13 protein-coding genes are annotated in these 16,140 nt (G+C 70.4%); 4 read left to right on the top strand and 9 right to left on the bottom strand.

Annotated elements, in window-relative coordinates; all coding sequences use genetic code 11:
* Positions 1-9: 9 nt before the first annotated feature.
* Genes ACIA8K_RS35615 through ACIA8K_RS35630 form a run of 4 tightly spaced genes read right to left on the bottom strand, consistent with a single transcriptional unit; the run spans position 10 to position 4,847 of the window.
* Complete coding sequence (locus tag ACIA8K_RS35615) at positions 10-1,551, bottom strand: MFS transporter (protein WP_396067522.1); 1,542 nt, start codon at positions 1,549-1,551, stop codon at positions 10-12.
* Positions 1,548-2,201 carry a response regulator gene (locus tag ACIA8K_RS35620; protein WP_396067524.1) on the bottom strand — a complete coding sequence of 218 codons (654 nt, stop codon included), beginning with the start codon at positions 2,199-2,201 and terminating at the stop codon, positions 1,548-1,550. The genes ACIA8K_RS35615 and ACIA8K_RS35620 overlap by 4 nt, the downstream gene beginning before the upstream one ends.
* Entirely contained in the window at positions 2,198-3,364 is a 1,167-nt protein-coding gene (locus tag ACIA8K_RS35625; RefSeq protein WP_396067526.1) for a sensor histidine kinase, read from the bottom strand. The genes ACIA8K_RS35620 and ACIA8K_RS35625 overlap by 4 nt, the downstream gene beginning before the upstream one ends.
* 7 nt (positions 3,365-3,371) lie before the next feature.
* Positions 3,372-4,847 carry an alpha/beta hydrolase gene (locus ACIA8K_RS35630; RefSeq protein WP_396067528.1) on the bottom strand — a complete coding sequence of 492 codons (1,476 nt, stop codon included), beginning with the start codon at positions 4,845-4,847 and terminating at the stop codon, positions 3,372-3,374.
* A gap of 163 nt (positions 4,848-5,010) precedes the next feature.
* Here ACIA8K_RS35630 and ACIA8K_RS35635 point away from each other — a divergent pair, with 163 nt between their 5' ends.
* Positions 5,011-7,131 (top strand): MMPL family transporter, encoded by a 2,121-nt coding sequence (locus tag ACIA8K_RS35635; protein ID WP_396067530.1) that lies wholly within the window; start codon positions 5,011-5,013, stop codon positions 7,129-7,131.
* Between the two features lie 127 nt (positions 7,132-7,258).
* On the opposite strand, the gene ACIA8K_RS35640 is transcribed toward ACIA8K_RS35635, so the two are convergent.
* The 5 genes from ACIA8K_RS35640 to ACIA8K_RS35660 form a co-directional block, all read right to left on the bottom strand.
* Positions 7,259-8,107, bottom strand: a complete 849-nt coding sequence (locus tag ACIA8K_RS35640; protein ID WP_396067532.1) for an SGNH/GDSL hydrolase family protein — start codon at positions 8,105-8,107, stop codon at positions 7,259-7,261.
* Positions 8,108-8,232: 125 nt separating this feature from the next.
* Positions 8,233-9,057 carry a carbohydrate ABC transporter permease gene (locus tag ACIA8K_RS35645; protein WP_396067534.1) on the bottom strand — a complete coding sequence of 275 codons (825 nt, stop codon included), beginning with the start codon at positions 9,055-9,057 and terminating at the stop codon, positions 8,233-8,235.
* Complete coding sequence (locus tag ACIA8K_RS35650; protein ID WP_396067536.1) at positions 9,054-9,965, bottom strand: carbohydrate ABC transporter permease; 912 nt, start codon at positions 9,963-9,965, stop codon at positions 9,054-9,056. The genes ACIA8K_RS35645 and ACIA8K_RS35650 overlap by 4 nt, the downstream gene beginning before the upstream one ends.
* A complete protein-coding gene (locus ACIA8K_RS35655; protein WP_396067538.1) occupies positions 9,965-11,320 on the bottom strand; it encodes an ABC transporter substrate-binding protein in 1,356 nt (451 codons plus the stop codon). Before ACIA8K_RS35655 ends, ACIA8K_RS35650 begins: the two co-directional genes overlap by 1 nt.
* Before the next feature lie 228 nt (positions 11,321-11,548).
* Positions 11,549-12,541 (bottom strand): LacI family DNA-binding transcriptional regulator, encoded by a 993-nt coding sequence (locus ACIA8K_RS35660; protein WP_396067540.1) that lies wholly within the window; start codon positions 12,539-12,541, stop codon positions 11,549-11,551.
* Between the two features lie 388 nt (positions 12,542-12,929).
* Between ACIA8K_RS35660 and ACIA8K_RS35665 the strand changes: the two genes are divergently transcribed.
* The 3 genes from ACIA8K_RS35665 (at position 12,930) to ACIA8K_RS35675 (ending at position 16,070) form a co-directional block, all read left to right on the top strand.
* Positions 12,930-14,051 carry a 5-methyltetrahydropteroyltriglutamate--homocysteine S-methyltransferase gene (locus tag ACIA8K_RS35665; protein WP_396067542.1) on the top strand — a complete coding sequence of 374 codons (1,122 nt, stop codon included), beginning with the start codon at positions 12,930-12,932 and terminating at the stop codon, positions 14,049-14,051.
* A 320-nt stretch (positions 14,052-14,371) separates the two neighbouring features.
* Positions 14,372-15,808: a non-reducing end alpha-L-arabinofuranosidase family hydrolase gene (locus ACIA8K_RS35670; RefSeq protein WP_396067544.1), complete on the top strand. Its 1,437-nt coding sequence runs from the start codon at positions 14,372-14,374 to the stop codon at positions 15,806-15,808.
* 10 nt (positions 15,809-15,818) lie between these two features.
* Positions 15,819-16,070: a hypothetical protein gene (locus tag ACIA8K_RS35675; protein WP_396067545.1), complete on the top strand. Its 252-nt coding sequence runs from the start codon at positions 15,819-15,821 to the stop codon at positions 16,068-16,070.
* Positions 16,071-16,140: the final 70 nt, after the last annotated feature.

Consider the following 16,140-nt stretch of genomic DNA (forward strand, 5'->3'; position numbering starts at 1 on the left):
CGCCGCCCGCTACGCCGTGCCGGCTCCCGCCGGCGCGGCAGCGCCGCCAGCAGGTTCGCGGTGCGCCGGCCCTCCTGCGGCAGCGGCCTGATCCGGGCCTGCTGCTTTGTCCGGGCCTGCTGCTTTGTCCGGGCCCGCCGCTTCGTCGCGGCCTGCTGCTTCGTCCCGGCCCGTGGCCTGATCCTGGTCTACGGTCCGGGACGGGTCGCCGCCGCCGGGTGCGGGTGACGCGGCCCGCTGCCGGGCGACGCCCTGAGTCTGGTCCCCGCCCTGAGTCTGGTCCCCGCCCTGAGTCTGGTCCCCGCCCTGAGTCTGGTCCCCGTTCTGGGTCCGGTCCCCGTCCTGAGTCCGGTCCCCGCCCGGCGCGCGTGGCGTGGCACGGCGGGGCAGCAGCAGCGGGGTCGCGAGGATCAGCAGGCCGGCGACAATGATCGCCGGGCGGGCGCCGACCGCGGCGGCGAGCAGGCCCGCGAGCCCGCTCAGCACCGCGATCGACAGGCCGCTGCTGATCGACCAGGCGGTCAGCGTACGCGTGACGCGGTGGTCCGGCGTGTTCTCCAGCCGGTACGTGGCCAAGACCGGGTTGTACAGGCTCATGCTGACGATGATCGCGAATTCGATGGCGATGACCGTGACCAGCCCGGCCACGCCCGGCTGCACGAACGCGAGGCCGATCAGCCAGACCGCCCGCAGCGTGCCGACCACGCGCAGAACCCGGTGCTGCCCGTAGCGGGTGACCACCCGGCGGGCGAGCCGTGAGCCGATCAGCCCGCCGAGGCAGGGGAGCGCGAACGCGAGCCCGTACTGCCAGGGCGCGAAGCCGAGGTCGCGGAGCATGAGCACGGCCAGCAACGGCTCGGTGCACATGATCAGGCCGTTGACGAGCAGCTGGTTGAGGTAGAGCGACCGGAGCCCGCGATGGCCGAGGATGTGCCGCCAGCCGTCGAGCAGTTCGCCGGCCCGTACCCGCTGCGTGCGTTGTGGGGGTTGCTCGTGGCCGCGGATGGCGGCGATGCCGAGCGCGGAGAGCAGATAGCTGCACGCGTCCGCGATCACTGTGACGACCGGCCCGAACAGGCCGATCGCGGCGCCGCCAAGCGGTGGGCCGACCGCGATCGCGCTCCACGTGGTCGACTCGAAGCGTGCGTTCGCGGCAAGTAGGCCGGCCGGCGCGACAAGCGCCTTGAGATGCGCGCCGCTGGCAGCGTTGAAGGCGATCTTCGCGGCCGCCACCACCACCGAGACGATCAGTAGCTGGGTGAAGCCGAGCAGGCCGAGCGCGTACGCCACCGGGACCGTCATCATCGCGGCGAAACGCACCAGGTCCATCGCGATCATCACCGGGCGCTTGCGGCGGAACTCCACCCACGGGCCGAGCGGCACCGCGATCAGCGCGCCCACGGCCGGGCCCACCGCCGCAAGCGCGGACACCTGGGCCGGGCCGGCGTCAAGCACCAGCAGAGCGATCAGCGGGAACGCGCCGAACCCGAGCGCGGACCCGTAGGCGCTGACCGCGTACGCCGCCCACAACCACCGCACCTGCGGCGTCACAGCAACCCGTGCTCGTACGCGTAGATCACGGCCTGGATCCGGTCGCGCAGCCCGAGCTTGGTCAGCACGTGGGAGACGTGCGTCTTGACGGTCTGCTCGCCGACGTACAGGCGGCCGGCGATCTCCGCGTTGGAGCGGCCGCGCGCGATCTCGAGCAGGATCTCCCGCTCGCGCACGGTGAGCCGGGCGAGGTCGGCGGGCGGCGCCGACGACGTGGGCGGCGCCAGGCCGGCGCTGAAACGGGACACCAGGCGGCGGGTGACTGACGGGTCGATCAGCGCGTCGCCGCGGGCCGCGACCCGGATCGCGCCGAGCAGCTCGTCGGTGGGCATGCTCTTGAGGCAGAAGCCGCTGGCGCCGGCCTGCAGCGCCCGGTAGACGTAGCCGTCCTCGTCGTACGTGGTCAGCAGCACGATCTTGCACCCGCCACCGCCGGACAGGACGGCCTCGGCCGCGGCCAGCCCGTCCATCCGCGGCATGCGCACGTCGAGGACTGCCACGTCCGGGCGCAGCCGCTCGATCTCGCGGACGGCCTCCACACCGTCGCCGACGTCTGCCACGCACTCCAGGTCCGGCTGGGTCTCCAGCGCGCTGCGGAACCCGGAGCGGTAGAACTCGTGGTCGTCGGCGAGCAGTACGCGGATGGTCATCGGGTCTCCTGGAGCGGGAGGGTGAGCGCGATCCGCCAGGCGCCGGAGGGGTCCGGGCCGGTGTGCACGGTACCGCCGAACATGCCGGCCCGGTGGCGGATGCCGTCCAGCCCTCGTCCCGTACCCACGCTTGATCGTTGGTTTATCGCATTGACGCCCGTGATGCGCAGTTCGGACGCGGTCTGGACCACCTCAAGGTCCAGGCCGCCGTCGCCGTGCCGCAGCGCATTTGTCACGATCTCCTGGATGATCCGGTACGCGGCGAGGTTGAGCGAGTCCGGCAGGCGTTGCGGCGCCAGGCCGGTCTGGCGCAGGCGCACGTCCAGGCCGGCGCGCTCCACGAGTTCGTCGAGCGCGCCGAGGCCCGGCTGCGCCACGCCGTCGGACTCGTTGCCGTGCAGCAGGTCGAGCACCCGCCGCAGGTCGGACAGCGCGGCCCGGCTTGACGTCTCGACCTGCTCCAGCGAGCCGGCGATCCGCCCGTCCAGCGACCCCTTCTCGCGCGTCGCCGTGCCCGCGCCGATCGCCAGCCGGGCCGCGGACGCGTGCATGCCGACCGCGCTCACGTGGTGCGAGATCGTGTCGTGCAGGTCCCGGGCGATCGCGGTCCGTTCCGCCTCCATCGCGGCCTCGGCGGACCGCCGCTGCTCCCCGGCACGGCGCCGGACCTCGTCGATGTGCCCGGCGAGCCCTGTGGTGTGCCGGCCGAGAAGCCAGGGCATGACCGTGTTGGTGAACGTGAGCAGGATGTTCGGCGCGGTCGCGGCGAATCCCTGCAGCCCTTGCGTGACGAACAGGCCTACGACGAGCACCGCGAGCGTGGCGTAGGAGCGCGGGCCGCGCAGCCACGCACCGGCCCGGTAACCGGCCACGACCAGCCCGGTCGCGTTGCCGATGCCGTTGTCCCGCTCGCCGGTCGCCGCGGCAAGCAGCAGCATCACGCCGACCCGGACCGCCGCGTGCAGCACCGCGACCGGCCCGGCCGTGCGCGCCGGCAGCGCCAGCGTCAGATCGGCCGCGACTATCAGCGCGCCGGCCACCCAGACACCCGGATGCTGGGGCGCGTTCGCGGCGTGCAGCAGGAACGGCGCGCCGTCGCCGATCACGCAGCCGAGCGCGATCAGCAGCGACTGGCGGCGCAGGGCGGGTGTGTCGTCACGCATGGCGGCCTCAGCGGTGCTCGGCGATGAACCGGACGATCGCGTCGGCGCCTTCCGGCGTGCTTGCGGGCGTGTGCCCGGCCCCGGCGATCTCGGCGAATGTCGCCTGCGGGAATTGTGCCGCAGCGGCCCGGCCGGAGTCACTCGGGGTGTTCGCATCAAGATCACCACTGAGCACCAGCACGGGTACGTCAGGCAGCGCCGCGCCCGGGGCGAACGGCGACCCGGCCGTGGGGTCCGCCGGCCAGTTCAGGCACGCGCCGGTGTCATAGTTCGACCTGGTCACCCAGGACTCCGCGGAGAACGGCGCGAAGTCCGCGTCCGGCAGCGCGGCCACCATCGCCTGGTAATCCGCGGTGCGCGTCGCGACCGGGTCCGCATAGTCGAAGTCGCGCAGATAGTCGTGGCAGGTGGTGGCCCAGCTCTGCGCGTCGGACAGCACGAACGGACCGTACGAGTAGATCTCCGCCTCCGCACGCAGGCTCGCCGTGACCAGCTCCCGGACCGGGCCCAGATCGCCGTCGCCGGCCGCCGCGGCCGCGGCCGCGAGCGACAACTGCTTCGCCGTGTCCGGGGCGCTTGAGTAGAGCCGGCCCGCCACCGAGGTGAACTGCCACTCGTCGAGCGCCACCCGGTGCCCGTCGACCTCGAGCGTCTCCGGCCGGGTCCGCAGCCGCTGCGCGAGCGCGGCCAGATCGTCAAGCACTGTGGCGCCGTCGCACTCGCCGGACCGCTCACAGACCAGCCCCACGGCCCGGCGGAACGCGGCGGCTCCGACCGCGCCGGTCGGGTCCTCGTTGACCGCATAGGCGCCGGCCATCGTCACGGTCCTGGTGTGCTGCGGGAACCGGTGCGCGTAGGCCGGCATCAGGTAGGTGCCGTAGGAGACACCGAGCAGGTCGAGCCGGTCCAGGCCGAGCGTGGCGCGGACCGCGTCGATGTCGTCGGCGACCGCGTTCGTCGCGTAGTCGGCCACCCGGTCACCGAGCTGCGCGCCGCACTCGCCGATCATCTCCCGCTGCCGGGCGAGCGGTGCGAACGCGCGCTCCGGCCCGTCAAGCGCCGGGCAGGACAGCGCGGTCGACCTGCCCACCCCACGCGCGTCGATCAGCAGCAGGTCGTGCCGGTCAAGCAGCGGCGTCAGCGCGGCCGCGAAACGGTCGCCGGTCGCGTCGATCGTCGACGAGCCGGGCCCGCCCGGGTTCGGCACGATCGTGCCCAGGCCCGGCTGCGACGTGTCCGTGTGCGGGACCAGCGCGAACCCGACGTCGAGCGTGCCGGCCCCGGGACGCGTCCGGTCCCGCGGCACGGTGATCAGGCCACAGCGTGCGGTCGGCAGCTGGGTCAACTCCGGGCAGTCGGCCAGCGCGGCGAGCGTCTCGGCGGAGACCGCGTTCACCGGCCGGTTCTCGGCCTTCTCGGCCGCGGGCGGCCCGGCGCATCCGGCGAGGGCAAGTGCGGCGGCGAGGATGACGTACCTCTTCATGGCGTGTTCCTTCGAACTCGGCGAATGGGGATGACAGACGATAGGCAGCCCGGTTCGCCCGAATCGTCACGCCGCTGCGGGAGACGGATCTCCCTCCGCCGGGGGAGGGGAAAGGCCTTGCGGAGTGAGGACCCGCCACGGTACGGCCGCGAGGCTGGAACCCGTGAGAACACAACAGATCGCACAGTGGAGCACGCGCCGTCCCTGGACCGCCGTCGCGCTGTGGCTCGCCTTCGTCGCCGCCTGCCTCGCCATCGGCGCCACAGTGCCCACCCGCGTCGCGACAGGCGCGGAGACCGCGGTCGGCGAGGCCGGACGCGCCGCGGTCATGCTTCGCGACGCCGGGCTCGCCGGCGCCGCGACCGAGAGCGTCCTGATCACCGCCCGGAACGGCACGCTCGACCTGGACGCGGCCCGGGCGGCCGCGGCCGACGCGGCGTGGCGGCTCGGCGGGCTGGCCGAGGTGGCGCAGGTCGGGGTCGCGGCCACGGCGGACGGACAGGACGCCGTCCTGCTTCCGGTCGTGATGAGCGGTGATCCGGACACCGCCGACCTGCGGCTGGAGCCGTTGCGGGCGGCCACGGACGCGGTCGCGGCGGACTTCCCCGGGCTGCGCGTGGAACAGACCGGCAGTGTGTCGGTGAGCGCCGGGCTGGCCGAGCAGAGCGCATCGGACCTCGACGTGGCGGCGCTGGTAAGCCTGCCGATGACGCTCGTCATCCTGCTCGTGGTGTTCGGCGCGCTGCTCGCGGCCGGGGTGCCGGTGCTGCTCGGCCTGTCCGCGGTCGCGGCGGCGTTCGGCCTGTCCGCGCTGGTGTCGCAGCTGATCCCGAGCACCGGGACGACGTCGGCGATGGTGCTGCTGATGGGGATGGCCGTCGGGGTCGACTACTCGCTGTTCTACGTCAAGCGGTACCGGGAGTCGCGAGCTGCCGGGCACGCCGAGGCGGTGCGGATCGCTGTGGAGACGTCAGGGCACTCGGTGCTGATCTCCGGTATCGCGGTGATCATCGCGATGCTCGGGCTGTTCCTGGTGGGTGACGTGACGTTCTCCTCGCTCGCGGCGTGTTCAGCGCTTGTCGTGGCGGTGGCGATGCTCGGGTCGCTGACGGTGCTCCCGGCACTGCTCATGGTCCTGGGACGGCGGATGGAGCGGCGGTCTGTCCTCTTCGGTAGGTCACGCCCTGTGGTCTCGTCCGGAGGCGCCGACTCTGCCGGCTTCGACCCGTCCGGATCGGGACGGCCGCCCCGCCTCTGGCCCGCCCTGCTGCGCCCCGCGCTCCGCCGCCCCGGCTGGACGCTTGCCGCCTCCGTGCTGGCCATGCTCGCCCTCGCCACCCCCGCGCTCGGCATGACCCTGCGCAACCCCGACGTCGACGACCTCCCACGCGGCATCCCCGCCGTGGCCGCGCTGCACCGCATGATCGACGCCTTCCCGGACGACCAGTCCAGCCACATCGTCGTCGTGTCCGCCCCCGCCGCGTCCGCCCCCGAGGTCGCGGACCGGCTGCGCACGATCGGCGGCGAACTGCGCACCTCCGACGACCGGCGCGTGCACGAACTGATCGTCTCCTCCGACGTCGACTCCGAATCCACCCAGGCCCGCCAGGAACTCTCCGACCTGCGTAAACGACTCCCGGACACGCTTCGTGGCCTGGACGCCGAGTGGGCGGTCGGCGGCGACACCGCGCTCTCCGCCGATTACGGCGACAACCTGTCCCGCGCGCTGCCCTGGGTGATGGCGTTCATCGTGCTGGCCACCGCCGCGGTCATCGTGGTCGCGTTCCGCTCACTCGTGCTGGCACTCGTCACAGCGGTCAGCAACCTGATCTCGGTCGGCGCCGCGTTCGGCGTGATCACGCTCGTCTTCCAGACCGTCGGCGGCGGCGCCATCGTGACGTTCGTGCCGCTCTTCGCGTTCGCCGTGCTCTCCGGCCTGTCCATGGACTACCACGTCTTCGTGCTCACCCGCATCCGCGAACTGGTCGCGGACGGCGTACCCACCCGGGAGGCCGTGGCCCGCGGCATCACCGGCTCAGCAGGCACCGTGACAAGCGCGGCCGTCATCATGGTCTCGGTCTTCAGCGTCTTCGTGCTCGGTCACGGCATCGAGTTCAAGCAGCTCGGCGTGGGCCTCTCCACCGCGGTCCTGATCGACGCGCTGATCATCCGGGCGTTCGTGCTGCCCGCGCTGCTCACCCTGCTCGGCCGGTGGACGTGGTGGCCGTCCCGCCCGACGACCGCCCCGGCCCCGGCACCGGTCCTGGCGGCCGCGCACGGGTAACAACGCTCGTTGGCACCGGCCTCACCACACCGGCCGGTGCCGGCGGCGGCATTGATGTTCCTGACCTGCGGTGGCCGGTGTGGGCGCGCGCCCTGATCGACGGGGTGCAATAGCGATCGTGGGTTCTCTACTCCGGCGCCGACCTCAGCTGGTCGACCACGTGGGTGAGAATGATCCGCTGCCCGGCCGGGGTCGGATGGACGCCGTCGTCCTCGAGTAGATCGTGCCCGCCCCGGACGTCGAGGCTCTCGTGCAGGTCGATGGCGTCCGGCGCCGCCTTCCGGACGGCCGCAGCCACCTCGGCCACGGCGTCGGCGCGCCAGTGCAGCGGTGCGCCGGTGAAGAAGGCGTCTATCCGGTCCTGGTCGACCGCCGGGGGCGTGATGACAGTGACCGGGGCGTGCAGGTCGTGGGTGATCAGGTCGATGAGCGCGCGCACGTTGCGCTCGGTCTCCGGTGGCGTGACCATCCGGTGGTGGCGGGTACGGCCGTGCGCCCGCGCGTCGTTGGTACCGAGCATCAGCAGCACCCGGGTCGGCTGTGCCGCTTCAAGCAGATCGAATCGTTCCAGCGCGTCGGCCGTGGTGTTGCCGCTGACGCTGAGGTTGACCAGGCCGGCCTGCGGCGCGCCCGCGAGCTCGACCGAGGCGGCGAGCAGGTCGAACCAGCCGAGCCGGTCGGCGGTGATCGAGTCTCCGACGGCGACGATCCGGTCCCCGGCCCGGAACGGCAGAGTGGCGACGGCGTGCCGGTACCGCTCGTCGGTGAGCATCCGCGCGGCGGTGGCCCGGGTCTGCGCGCGCAGGGAGTCGAGCAGGGACCGGACGGTCTCCGGCGCGCCGGCCAGCATCTGGGCGAGCAGCGCGTCGTGCAGGTCGTCGCTGACCGGGAAGCGCCCGAGCATCGGCCACGAGCGGGTTCGGGTGTAGCGCAGGAACCGGCGGCGTTCCTCGTCGGTGCTCAGATCTGCGGTCATGCCTGCCACCGCACGGTGATTCCGGCGGCGAGGCGGCGGGCAGGCCGGGCCGGGCGCGCCGTCGCTGCCACTGCGGGGGATGTGTTGCGCCGGGCGGCGTACCCGGGCGGTGGTGTGGTCATGTCTCAGCCCTTGATCGAACCCTGCAGCAGCGCCGTGACGAACCGGCGCTGGAAGATGACGAAGATGACGAGTGTGGGTACGAGGATCAGCAGCGCCCCGGCACACAGCAGCGGGATGTCGGTGCCCCACTGCCCCTGGAAGGCGCCGAGCGCGCCAGCCATGGTCCGCTTGGCGGGGTCGTCGACCAGCACGATGGCCAGCAGGAACTGGTTCCAGGTCCAGAGGAACAGCAGGATGGCCAGCGATGACAACGCGGGCATGGCAAGCGGTACGTGGATGCGCCGGAACAGCTGCCAGGTGCCGGCGCCGTCCATCCGGGCGGCCTCGGACAGATCGGCCGGCATGGTGATGAAGTGGGCGCGCATCCAGATCACCGAGAAGGGCATGAACAGCCCGATGAGCGGCAGGATGATCGCCCAGCGGGTGTTGAGCAGGCCCATGTCGCGGATCTGGTAGTACAGCGGCGTGATGATCCCCTCGAACGGAAGGGTCAGGCCGAGCAGGAAGAGCAGGAAGCCGAGGCGGTGGCCGGGCATCCGCAGATGCCCGAAGGCGAAACCGGCCATGGTGCCGAACAGCAGCGAGGCCGGTACGACGCCGAGCACGATGAGGCCGCTGGACAGCAGCAGCCGGCCCATGTTCGCGGACGCGAACGCGTCGGCGAAGTTCCCCCACTGCGGCTCCTCCGGCCAGGAGAGCCCGGAGGGGTAGGTGCCGGCCGGGTGCAGCGCGGTGACGAAGAGACTGATGAACGGGACGACGGTGATCGCCATCAGGAGGACGAGCAGGATCCGCCCGATCACTGTTTCGCGACGGTTGACGATCATCGGGTTCCGTCCCGGGTGAGGCGCTGAAGGGGCAGGACGACGGCGAGGACGAGGAGCACAAGCGCGACGGCCAGCGCGGACGCCATCCCGACCTCGCGCTCGGAGAAGGCGAGATAGTAGATCTCCAGGCCGGGGACCATCGTGGAGTTGCCGGGCCCGCCCTGGGTGGAGATGTAGACGATGTCGAAGCTGGCGAGCGCGGCGATCACGGTGACCGTGACGCACACGCCGATCTCCTGGCGCAGGCTGGGAAGCGTGATCGAGACGAACTCCCTGACCGGGCCGGCGCCGTCCAGCCGGGCGGCCTCGTAGAGCGCCGGATCGATCTTGCTCATCCCGGCGAGCAGCAGCAGCGTGCACAGGCCGACGAGGACCCACGCGCCGATCACGCCGACCGCGGGCAACGCGGTGTCGAAGTCACCGAGCCAGGCGCGGGTGAGGCTGTCCAGCCCGACGGCGGTCAGTAGCTCGTTGACCAGGCCGTTTGTGGAGAGCAGCCAGCTCCACATGATGCCGGCCGCGACAAGCGGGATCACCTGGGGCAGGAACAGCACGGTGCGGGCCACCGCGGCCAGCCGGCTCGCCGCGATGTTGCGGATGGCGGCTGCCACGAACAGGCCCAGCAGCACCGGGATCCCGCTGAAGAACAGAATGAGTTCGAAGGCGTGCAGGATCGTGGCGAACAGCTCCGAGTCGGTCACCAGCCGCCGGTAGTTGTCGAGCCCCACCCAGGTCGACGCGCCGATGCCGTTCCAGTCGTACAGCGAGTACTGCACGGTCAGCGCCAGCGGGCGGAGGACGAACGTGCCGTACATCAGGAGCGCCGGTAACGCGAACAGCCAGCCGAGCCAGGCCGTCCGGGGGCGGCGCGCGCGGTGCACACGCCGCCCCGTGGTCGGTGCGGACATCAGTTCTTGACCTGGCTCTCGTAGTCCTTCTGCACCGTCGAGAGCAGCCCGTCCGGGTTCTGCTGACCGGCGACGAGCTTCTGCAGCTCCGGTGTCCAGCTCTTGGCGTAGATGGCGCCCGTTGCGTTGGCGATGAAGTCCATCGCCCCGTTGTCCGTGCCGATCGTCGCGCCGGCGGCGAGCGTGCTCGCGGTGACTGTGCCCTCCTGGACGGCGGGCATGTAGGCGTCCGCGGGACCCATCGGGTGCGAACCACCGACAGTCACCGAGATGTCCCGCGCCTTCTCGTTGGTGGCGGTCCAGTTGAGGAAGAACGCGGCACAGTCGGCGTTCTTCGCCTTGCTGCCGATGCCGAACGTCAGCGGCGCCGACATCGCGGCCCGCTTGCCACCCGCCTGCGCCGGCGGCATCAGCAGGAAGCCGGCGTTGCCCGCCATCTGCTTGTCGAGATTGCCGGACTCCCAGTCCCCGTTGAAGATGAACAGGCTCTGGCCCCCGATGAACCGGCTCATCATCGCCGCGTAGTCCTGGGAGTTGATGTCGTCGGCGAAGTAGCCGGCCTTGATCCACCGCTCCAGGTGCTGGGTGGCCTGCAGGTTTGCCGGCGTGTTGATGGTGGCGCCGGACTTCTGGAAGATCCAGTCGTTGATCGGGCCGGCCTCGCCGTACGCGGCCATCAGGTTCTGCAGCGGGAACGCGAGTCCGCCGGTGGCGCCGCCGTTGAACTGGTTGATCGGCATGATCCCGGCGTCCTTCGCCTTCTGCAGCACGGTGTCGAGCTCCGCGAGCGTGGCCGGCGGCTGCGTCATGCCGATCTGCGCGGCCAGCTTCTTGTTGTAGAACAGGCCGGTCATGCTGAAGTTGAGGCCCATGGCGTAGAGCGGGCCCTCGCCGCGCTCCCCGTTCGCACCGACCCGCATCTGCTGCAGCTGCGAGGCCGGCCACGTGTCCCAGCCGGACGTCTGGGCGTACCCGTCGAGGTTCTTCAGCAGCCCGTCCTTGACCAGCTCGGACACCTGGGGCAGCCGCATCAGGTCCGGCGGGTCGTCGGCCAGCACCCGCGGCGCGTTCTGGGTGATCACCGCGAACTGGTCCTCCCGGATGTCCCAGGTGACGTTCGGGTACTGCTTGGTGAACTCGTCGGAGAGGCTCCTGGGCAGCGGGAAGCCGGTCTCGAAATAGGCCTTCAGGGTCACCGGCCCGGTGCCGCAGGTCGCGGCGGTGGCGGGTGCCGCGCCGGCGTCCGGGCCGGTCGTGCCGGTGTTGCTGCCGGGCGCGCTGCACGCGGCGGTCGCGGTGAGCGCGGCGATGGTGAGAGCGGCACGAAGCGGCCGCCTGTCGAGTCCGTGAGCCATCTGAGGCCTCCAGAATTGCGAAGAATGTCCGGCAGCGAGACGCACCACCGGCAGCGGAGTGGCGGAGATCGTGTGGAGCGGGCGACCTGAAGACGCTTCGCGTGGGCATCGCCGGAGGTCGCGTTACAAGCACGAAACCTCATCGCCAGAAGCAAGTCAAGTGTTTCCATTAAAGCACTTTTATTACGCTCCACCGCAGCTCAGGCGAGCGGGCCCGACAATCCGGGATCAGGTGGTGGAACGCTCCACCAGACGCACGTCCAACACCGTCGTCGAGCGCAGATCCGACCCGTCCATGTGCCCGAGCAGCACACCGAGCGCGGCACTGCCGGACTCCTCGAAGGGCTGGCGCACGGTCGTCAGATCGGCGGCCGTCGCCATGTCCCCGTCGTCGAACCCCATCACCGCCACGTCCTCCGGCGTACGCAGGCCACGGTCACGCACCGCCAGCAGGACCCCGACGGCGAGCGCGTCATGGTGCGCCATGACAGCCGTCGGCCGATCCACCGCATCGAGCAGCGGCCCCGCCGTTCGCCGCGCATCGGGCACCGAGTTGTCGCTTGTCGCCACGACCACCTCACCACCGGCCGCCTCGATGACCTCCCGGAACCCGGACAGCCGCTTGATCGCCTGCGACTCGTACTCCGAGACCTGCCGCTCCAGCAGGTACCCGATCCGGCGATGGCCCCGGTCCCGCAGCAGTGAGGCGGCCAGCCGTCCCCCCGCGTGGTCGTCGATCACCACCCGGCTGAACAACTCACTGTCGGCATCGACCGCCACCGTCGGCAGACTCCGCTCCCGCAACCGCTCGGCGATGGCATCCTCGATCGGCAGACCCATCACGATCAGCCCGTCCAGCCGGCCGTGGATCGGCATACTGGCAAGGACCGGCGAGGACGCCAGCGCGGCCGACTCGTGGTCGAAGACCATCACATCGAGTTCAAGCTCGCTCGCCGCGGTCAACACACCCGACAACCGGCGCAGGTACGACCCGTAGGAGGAGAACGGAGCCATCACCCCGATCCGGCCGGTGCCCCGCCGCGCCAGACTGACCGCCTGTATCTTCGGCACGAACCCCAGCTCATCGGCGGCCGCAAGGACCCGCTGGCGAGTGGCCGGACTGACCCTGTCCGGCTTGTTCATCACGTTCGACACCGTGGAGATGCTCACCCGGGCGCGGTCGGCGACCTCATAGATGGTGACTCGATGATCGGCCGCCACGACCCGCCTCGCTTCATGCTCATCCGGCGCTCCGCACTCCCTTGAAGCGCTTTACGAGAAGCACTGTATCGGTGTTCCAGGCCGGATTCCGCAGTCCGCCACGGAACGGGCCGCGCTGTCGCGTACCGCCGGTCATTTCCTGTGGATCTTGCCCAGCTTCGACGGGCTTTGCGGAAGGGAGGCGGGGCCACACATCGAGGACCGCCCACCGGGTCGGCAATTGACCCACCCGGCGCCCGTCCACGTAGGAGCGTGCGCGAAGAGCTGCGTTGCGCTCAGCGCCCGCGGCGGTGAGCCCACCACCCGGGCCGGCGCGGGCGCTCATCGCCTGATCCGCCCGCGAGCGGTAGCGTATCGAGCACGATAAATTCCGTGGAAGGGATTAACGATGACGCTGCGTGACACCCCGCCGTTCCGTGCCGACCACGTCGGCAGCCTGCTCCGCCCAGCCCGTCTGCGCGAAGCGCGCGGGCAGAAGGCCGCCGGCGAGATCAGCGCCGAGGAGCTGCGCGCGATCGAGGACGAGGCCATCCGCGACGTGATCCGCATGCAGCGCGACGTGGGTCTGCGCTCGGCCACCGACGGAGAGTTCCGGCGGACCTCGTGGCACATGGACTTTATCTATCGTCTAGGGGGCATTCGTCAGACCGATGAGAAGATCGAGGTGCATTTCCGCAACGAGCAGGGCGAGCTCGATTTCGAGTCGGCGGCGCTGGCGATCGACGCCCCGGTCCGGCTCACCGAGACGATCTTCGGCGACGACTTCACCTTCCTGGCGAACGAGGTGGATGACGACGTCACCGCCAAGCTGACCATCCCGTCGCCAAGCATGGTCCACTACCGGGGCGGCCGCGCGGCCATCGACCCGAAGGTCTACCCCGACGAGGAGCGGTTCTGGGCCGACCTCAGTGCCGCCTACGCCGAACAGGTCCGCCGCGTCGCCGGCCTGGGCTGCCGTTACCTGCAGCTCGACGACACCAGCCTCGCCTACCTGAACGACCCCGCTCAGCGGCAGCTGCTCAACGAACGCGGCGACGACGCCGAGCACCAGCACCTGCGCTACATCCGCCAGATCAACGCCGCGATCGCCGACCGTCCCGCCGGCCTGGCCGTCACCACCCACATGTGCCGCGGCAACTTCCGCTCCTCCTGGGCTGCCGAGGGCGGCTACGACTTCGTCGCCGAAGCGCTCTTCAGCGAGCTGGCCGTGGACGGCTTCTTCCTGGAGTTCGACGACGAGCGCTCGGGCAGTTTCGCCCCGCTTCGTTTCGTCCCGCCCGGCAAGATGGTCGTCCTCGGCCTGGTCACCACGAAGAAGGGCGTCCTCGAATCCAAGGACACCCTCAAGCGCCGCATCGACGAGGCCGCCACGTACGTCCCGCTCGACCAGATGTGCCTCTCCCCGCAGTGCGGCTTCTCCTCAACGGTCGAGGGCAACGTGCTCAGCTACGACCAGGAGGTCGCCAAACTCCGGCTGATCGCCGAAACCGCGGCGGAGATCTGGGGCTGACCCCTCGGATCTCCGGCCGGGAAGTGCCGGCGTCGACGGGACTTTCCGCCGGGCCGTAGTGGCGATGGGCGGCAGGCCTCCGGCCCACGTTCGGCTCGGCGACACAGCCGGCACCATGCGACCGGATCGCACTCATCTGTCGACGGCCGGGCGCGAAGCTCAGCGCCGGCGTCACGTCGGGTGTTCGCGAGCCCATCTATCGATACATCTAAATCTAACGTAACATGCGAGTAACGCGATGTGAGCGCTAACACGCGGTCTACTCGGCTCTGAGAGCCCCACCTCCGCTGAGGAGAGAACTCGTGAACAGATCAAGACGAATGAATGCCGCTCTGGCCTCGGCCGGTACTGCGCTGCTCGGATCGGCTGCGCTCGTGGTGACGATGCCGGCCAGTGCCGCCGCGGCGGGCTGTTCGGTCAACTACACCATCGCCTCGCAGTGGCAGGGTGGATTCGGCGCCAACGTATCCATCAGGAACCTCGGCGACGCGCTGAGCAGCTGGACGCTGACCTGGACATACAGTGCCGGGCAGACTGTGACCCAGTCGTGGAACACCTCGCTGACCCAGAACGGTTCCTCCGTGACGGCCAAGAACGTCAGCTACAACGGCTCCATCGACACGAACGGCGAGGTCTCGTTCGGCTTCAACGGCTCGTCGAACGACAGCAACCCGATCCCGTCCGACTTCGCCCTCAACGGCGTGGCGTGCACCGGGCAGCCGACCACCCCCACCCCGCCGGTCACCCCGACTTCGCAGCCGCCGACTTCGCAGCCCCCGACCTCACCGCCTCCGACTTCGCAGCCTCCGACCTCGCCGCCGCCGTCGAGTCCGCCGGCCTCCTGCGCGCTGCCCACCACCTACCGCTGGTCGTCGACCGGCCCGCTGGCGCAGCCGAAGTCCGGCTGGGCGTCGCTCAAGGACTTCACCATCGCCCCCTACCAGGGCAAGCAGCTGGTGTACGCCACCACGCACAGCAGCAGCGCCACCGGCGGCTGGGGCTCGATGAACTTCAGTCTCGTCGACAACCTCAACCAGCTCGGCTCGGCCAGCCAGAACACCATGAACCAGGGCACTGTCGCGCCGTCACTGTTCTACTTCGCACCGAAGAACATCTGGGTCCTCGCCCACCAGTGGGGTCCGACGGCATTCTCGTACCGCACGTCGACCAACCCGGCCAACGCCAACGGCTGGTCGGCCGCGCAGACGCTGTCGACCGCGTCGATCACCGGCTCCAGCACCGGCGTCATCGACCAGACGATCATCGGTGACAGCCAGAACATGTACCTGTTCTTCGCCGGCGACAACGGCAAGATTTACCGCCAGATCATGCCGATCGGGAACTTCCCGGGCAGCTTCGGCTCCAGCTACACGACCATCATGAGCGACACCTCGGAGAACCTGTTCGAGGCGCCGCAGGTCTACAAGGTGCAGGGCCGTGAGCAGTACCTGATGATCGTCGAGGCCAGGACCAGCTCCTGGGAGCGCTACTTCCGCTCGTTCACGGCGACCAGCCTGGGCGGCACCTGGACGCCGAACGCGGCCACCTACAACAACCCGTTCGCGGGCAAGGTCAACAGCGGTGCCACCTGGACCAACGACATCAGCCACGGCGAGCTGCTACGCACCAGCGCGGATCAGACGAACACGATCGACCCGTGCAACCTGCAACTGCTGTACCAGGGCCGCGCCACGAACTCGGGCGGCGACTACGGCCTCCTGCCGTACCGGCCGGGTCTGTTGACCCTCCTCCGTTGATCCCGACCAGGTGAGACAACGAAAGGCGGGCCCGGTTTCCATCGGGCCCGCCTTTCGCCCACCGGCCGGCCCGGCGGCAGCAGGCGCTGGCACCGAACTGGGCGACGACGGCATCGAGGTCGCGGTGCTCTACCGCCACTGGCGGGCGGCCGGGCAGTACCCGCCAGTGGTGCAGCAGCGGGAACGATCGTGTTTCGCCTGCGAGGAGTCCGTCAGTGACGGTCTGATTCGCGGCAAGGTCACGTCCAGCGGCGTGGTGTAAGAGGCGATCATCGCGTTTCCGCTGGTCATGATGTTAGGCGGCGATCTCGGTGATTGTCGTGTGGTCGGTG

The organism is Catenuloplanes sp. NPDC051500 (assembly GCF_044454585.1).
Lineage (GTDB): Bacteria > Actinomycetota > Actinomycetes > Mycobacteriales > Micromonosporaceae > Catenuloplanes.

What these genes read in the sequence shown, in the direction of transcription:
- ACIA8K_RS35665 (WP_396067542.1), top strand. Translation starts at nt 12,930, where the DNA reads ATGACGCTGCGTGACACCCCGCCGTTCCGTGCCGACCACGTCGGCAGC.
- ACIA8K_RS35620 (WP_396067524.1), bottom strand. Translation starts at nt 2,201, where the DNA reads ATGACCATCCGCGTACTGCTCGCCGACGACCACGAGTTCTACCGCTCC.
- ACIA8K_RS35645 (WP_396067534.1), bottom strand. Translation starts at nt 9,057, where the DNA reads ATGATCGTCAACCGTCGCGAAACAGTGATCGGGCGGATCCTGCTCGTC.
- ACIA8K_RS35670 (WP_396067544.1), top strand. Translation starts at nt 14,372, where the DNA reads ATGAATGCCGCTCTGGCCTCGGCCGGTACTGCGCTGCTCGGATCGGCT.
- ACIA8K_RS35655 (WP_396067538.1), bottom strand. Translation starts at nt 11,320, where the DNA reads ATGGCTCACGGACTCGACAGGCGGCCGCTTCGTGCCGCTCTCACCATC.
- ACIA8K_RS35650 (WP_396067536.1), bottom strand. Translation starts at nt 9,965, where the DNA reads ATGTCCGCACCGACCACGGGGCGGCGTGTGCACCGCGCGCGCCGCCCC.
- ACIA8K_RS35625 (WP_396067526.1), bottom strand. Translation starts at nt 3,364, where the DNA reads ATGCGTGACGACACACCCGCCCTGCGCCGCCAGTCGCTGCTGATCGCG.
- ACIA8K_RS35630 (WP_396067528.1), bottom strand. Translation starts at nt 4,847, where the DNA reads ATGAAGAGGTACGTCATCCTCGCCGCCGCACTTGCCCTCGCCGGATGC.
- ACIA8K_RS35640 (WP_396067532.1), bottom strand. Translation starts at nt 8,107, where the DNA reads ATGACCGCAGATCTGAGCACCGACGAGGAACGCCGCCGGTTCCTGCGC.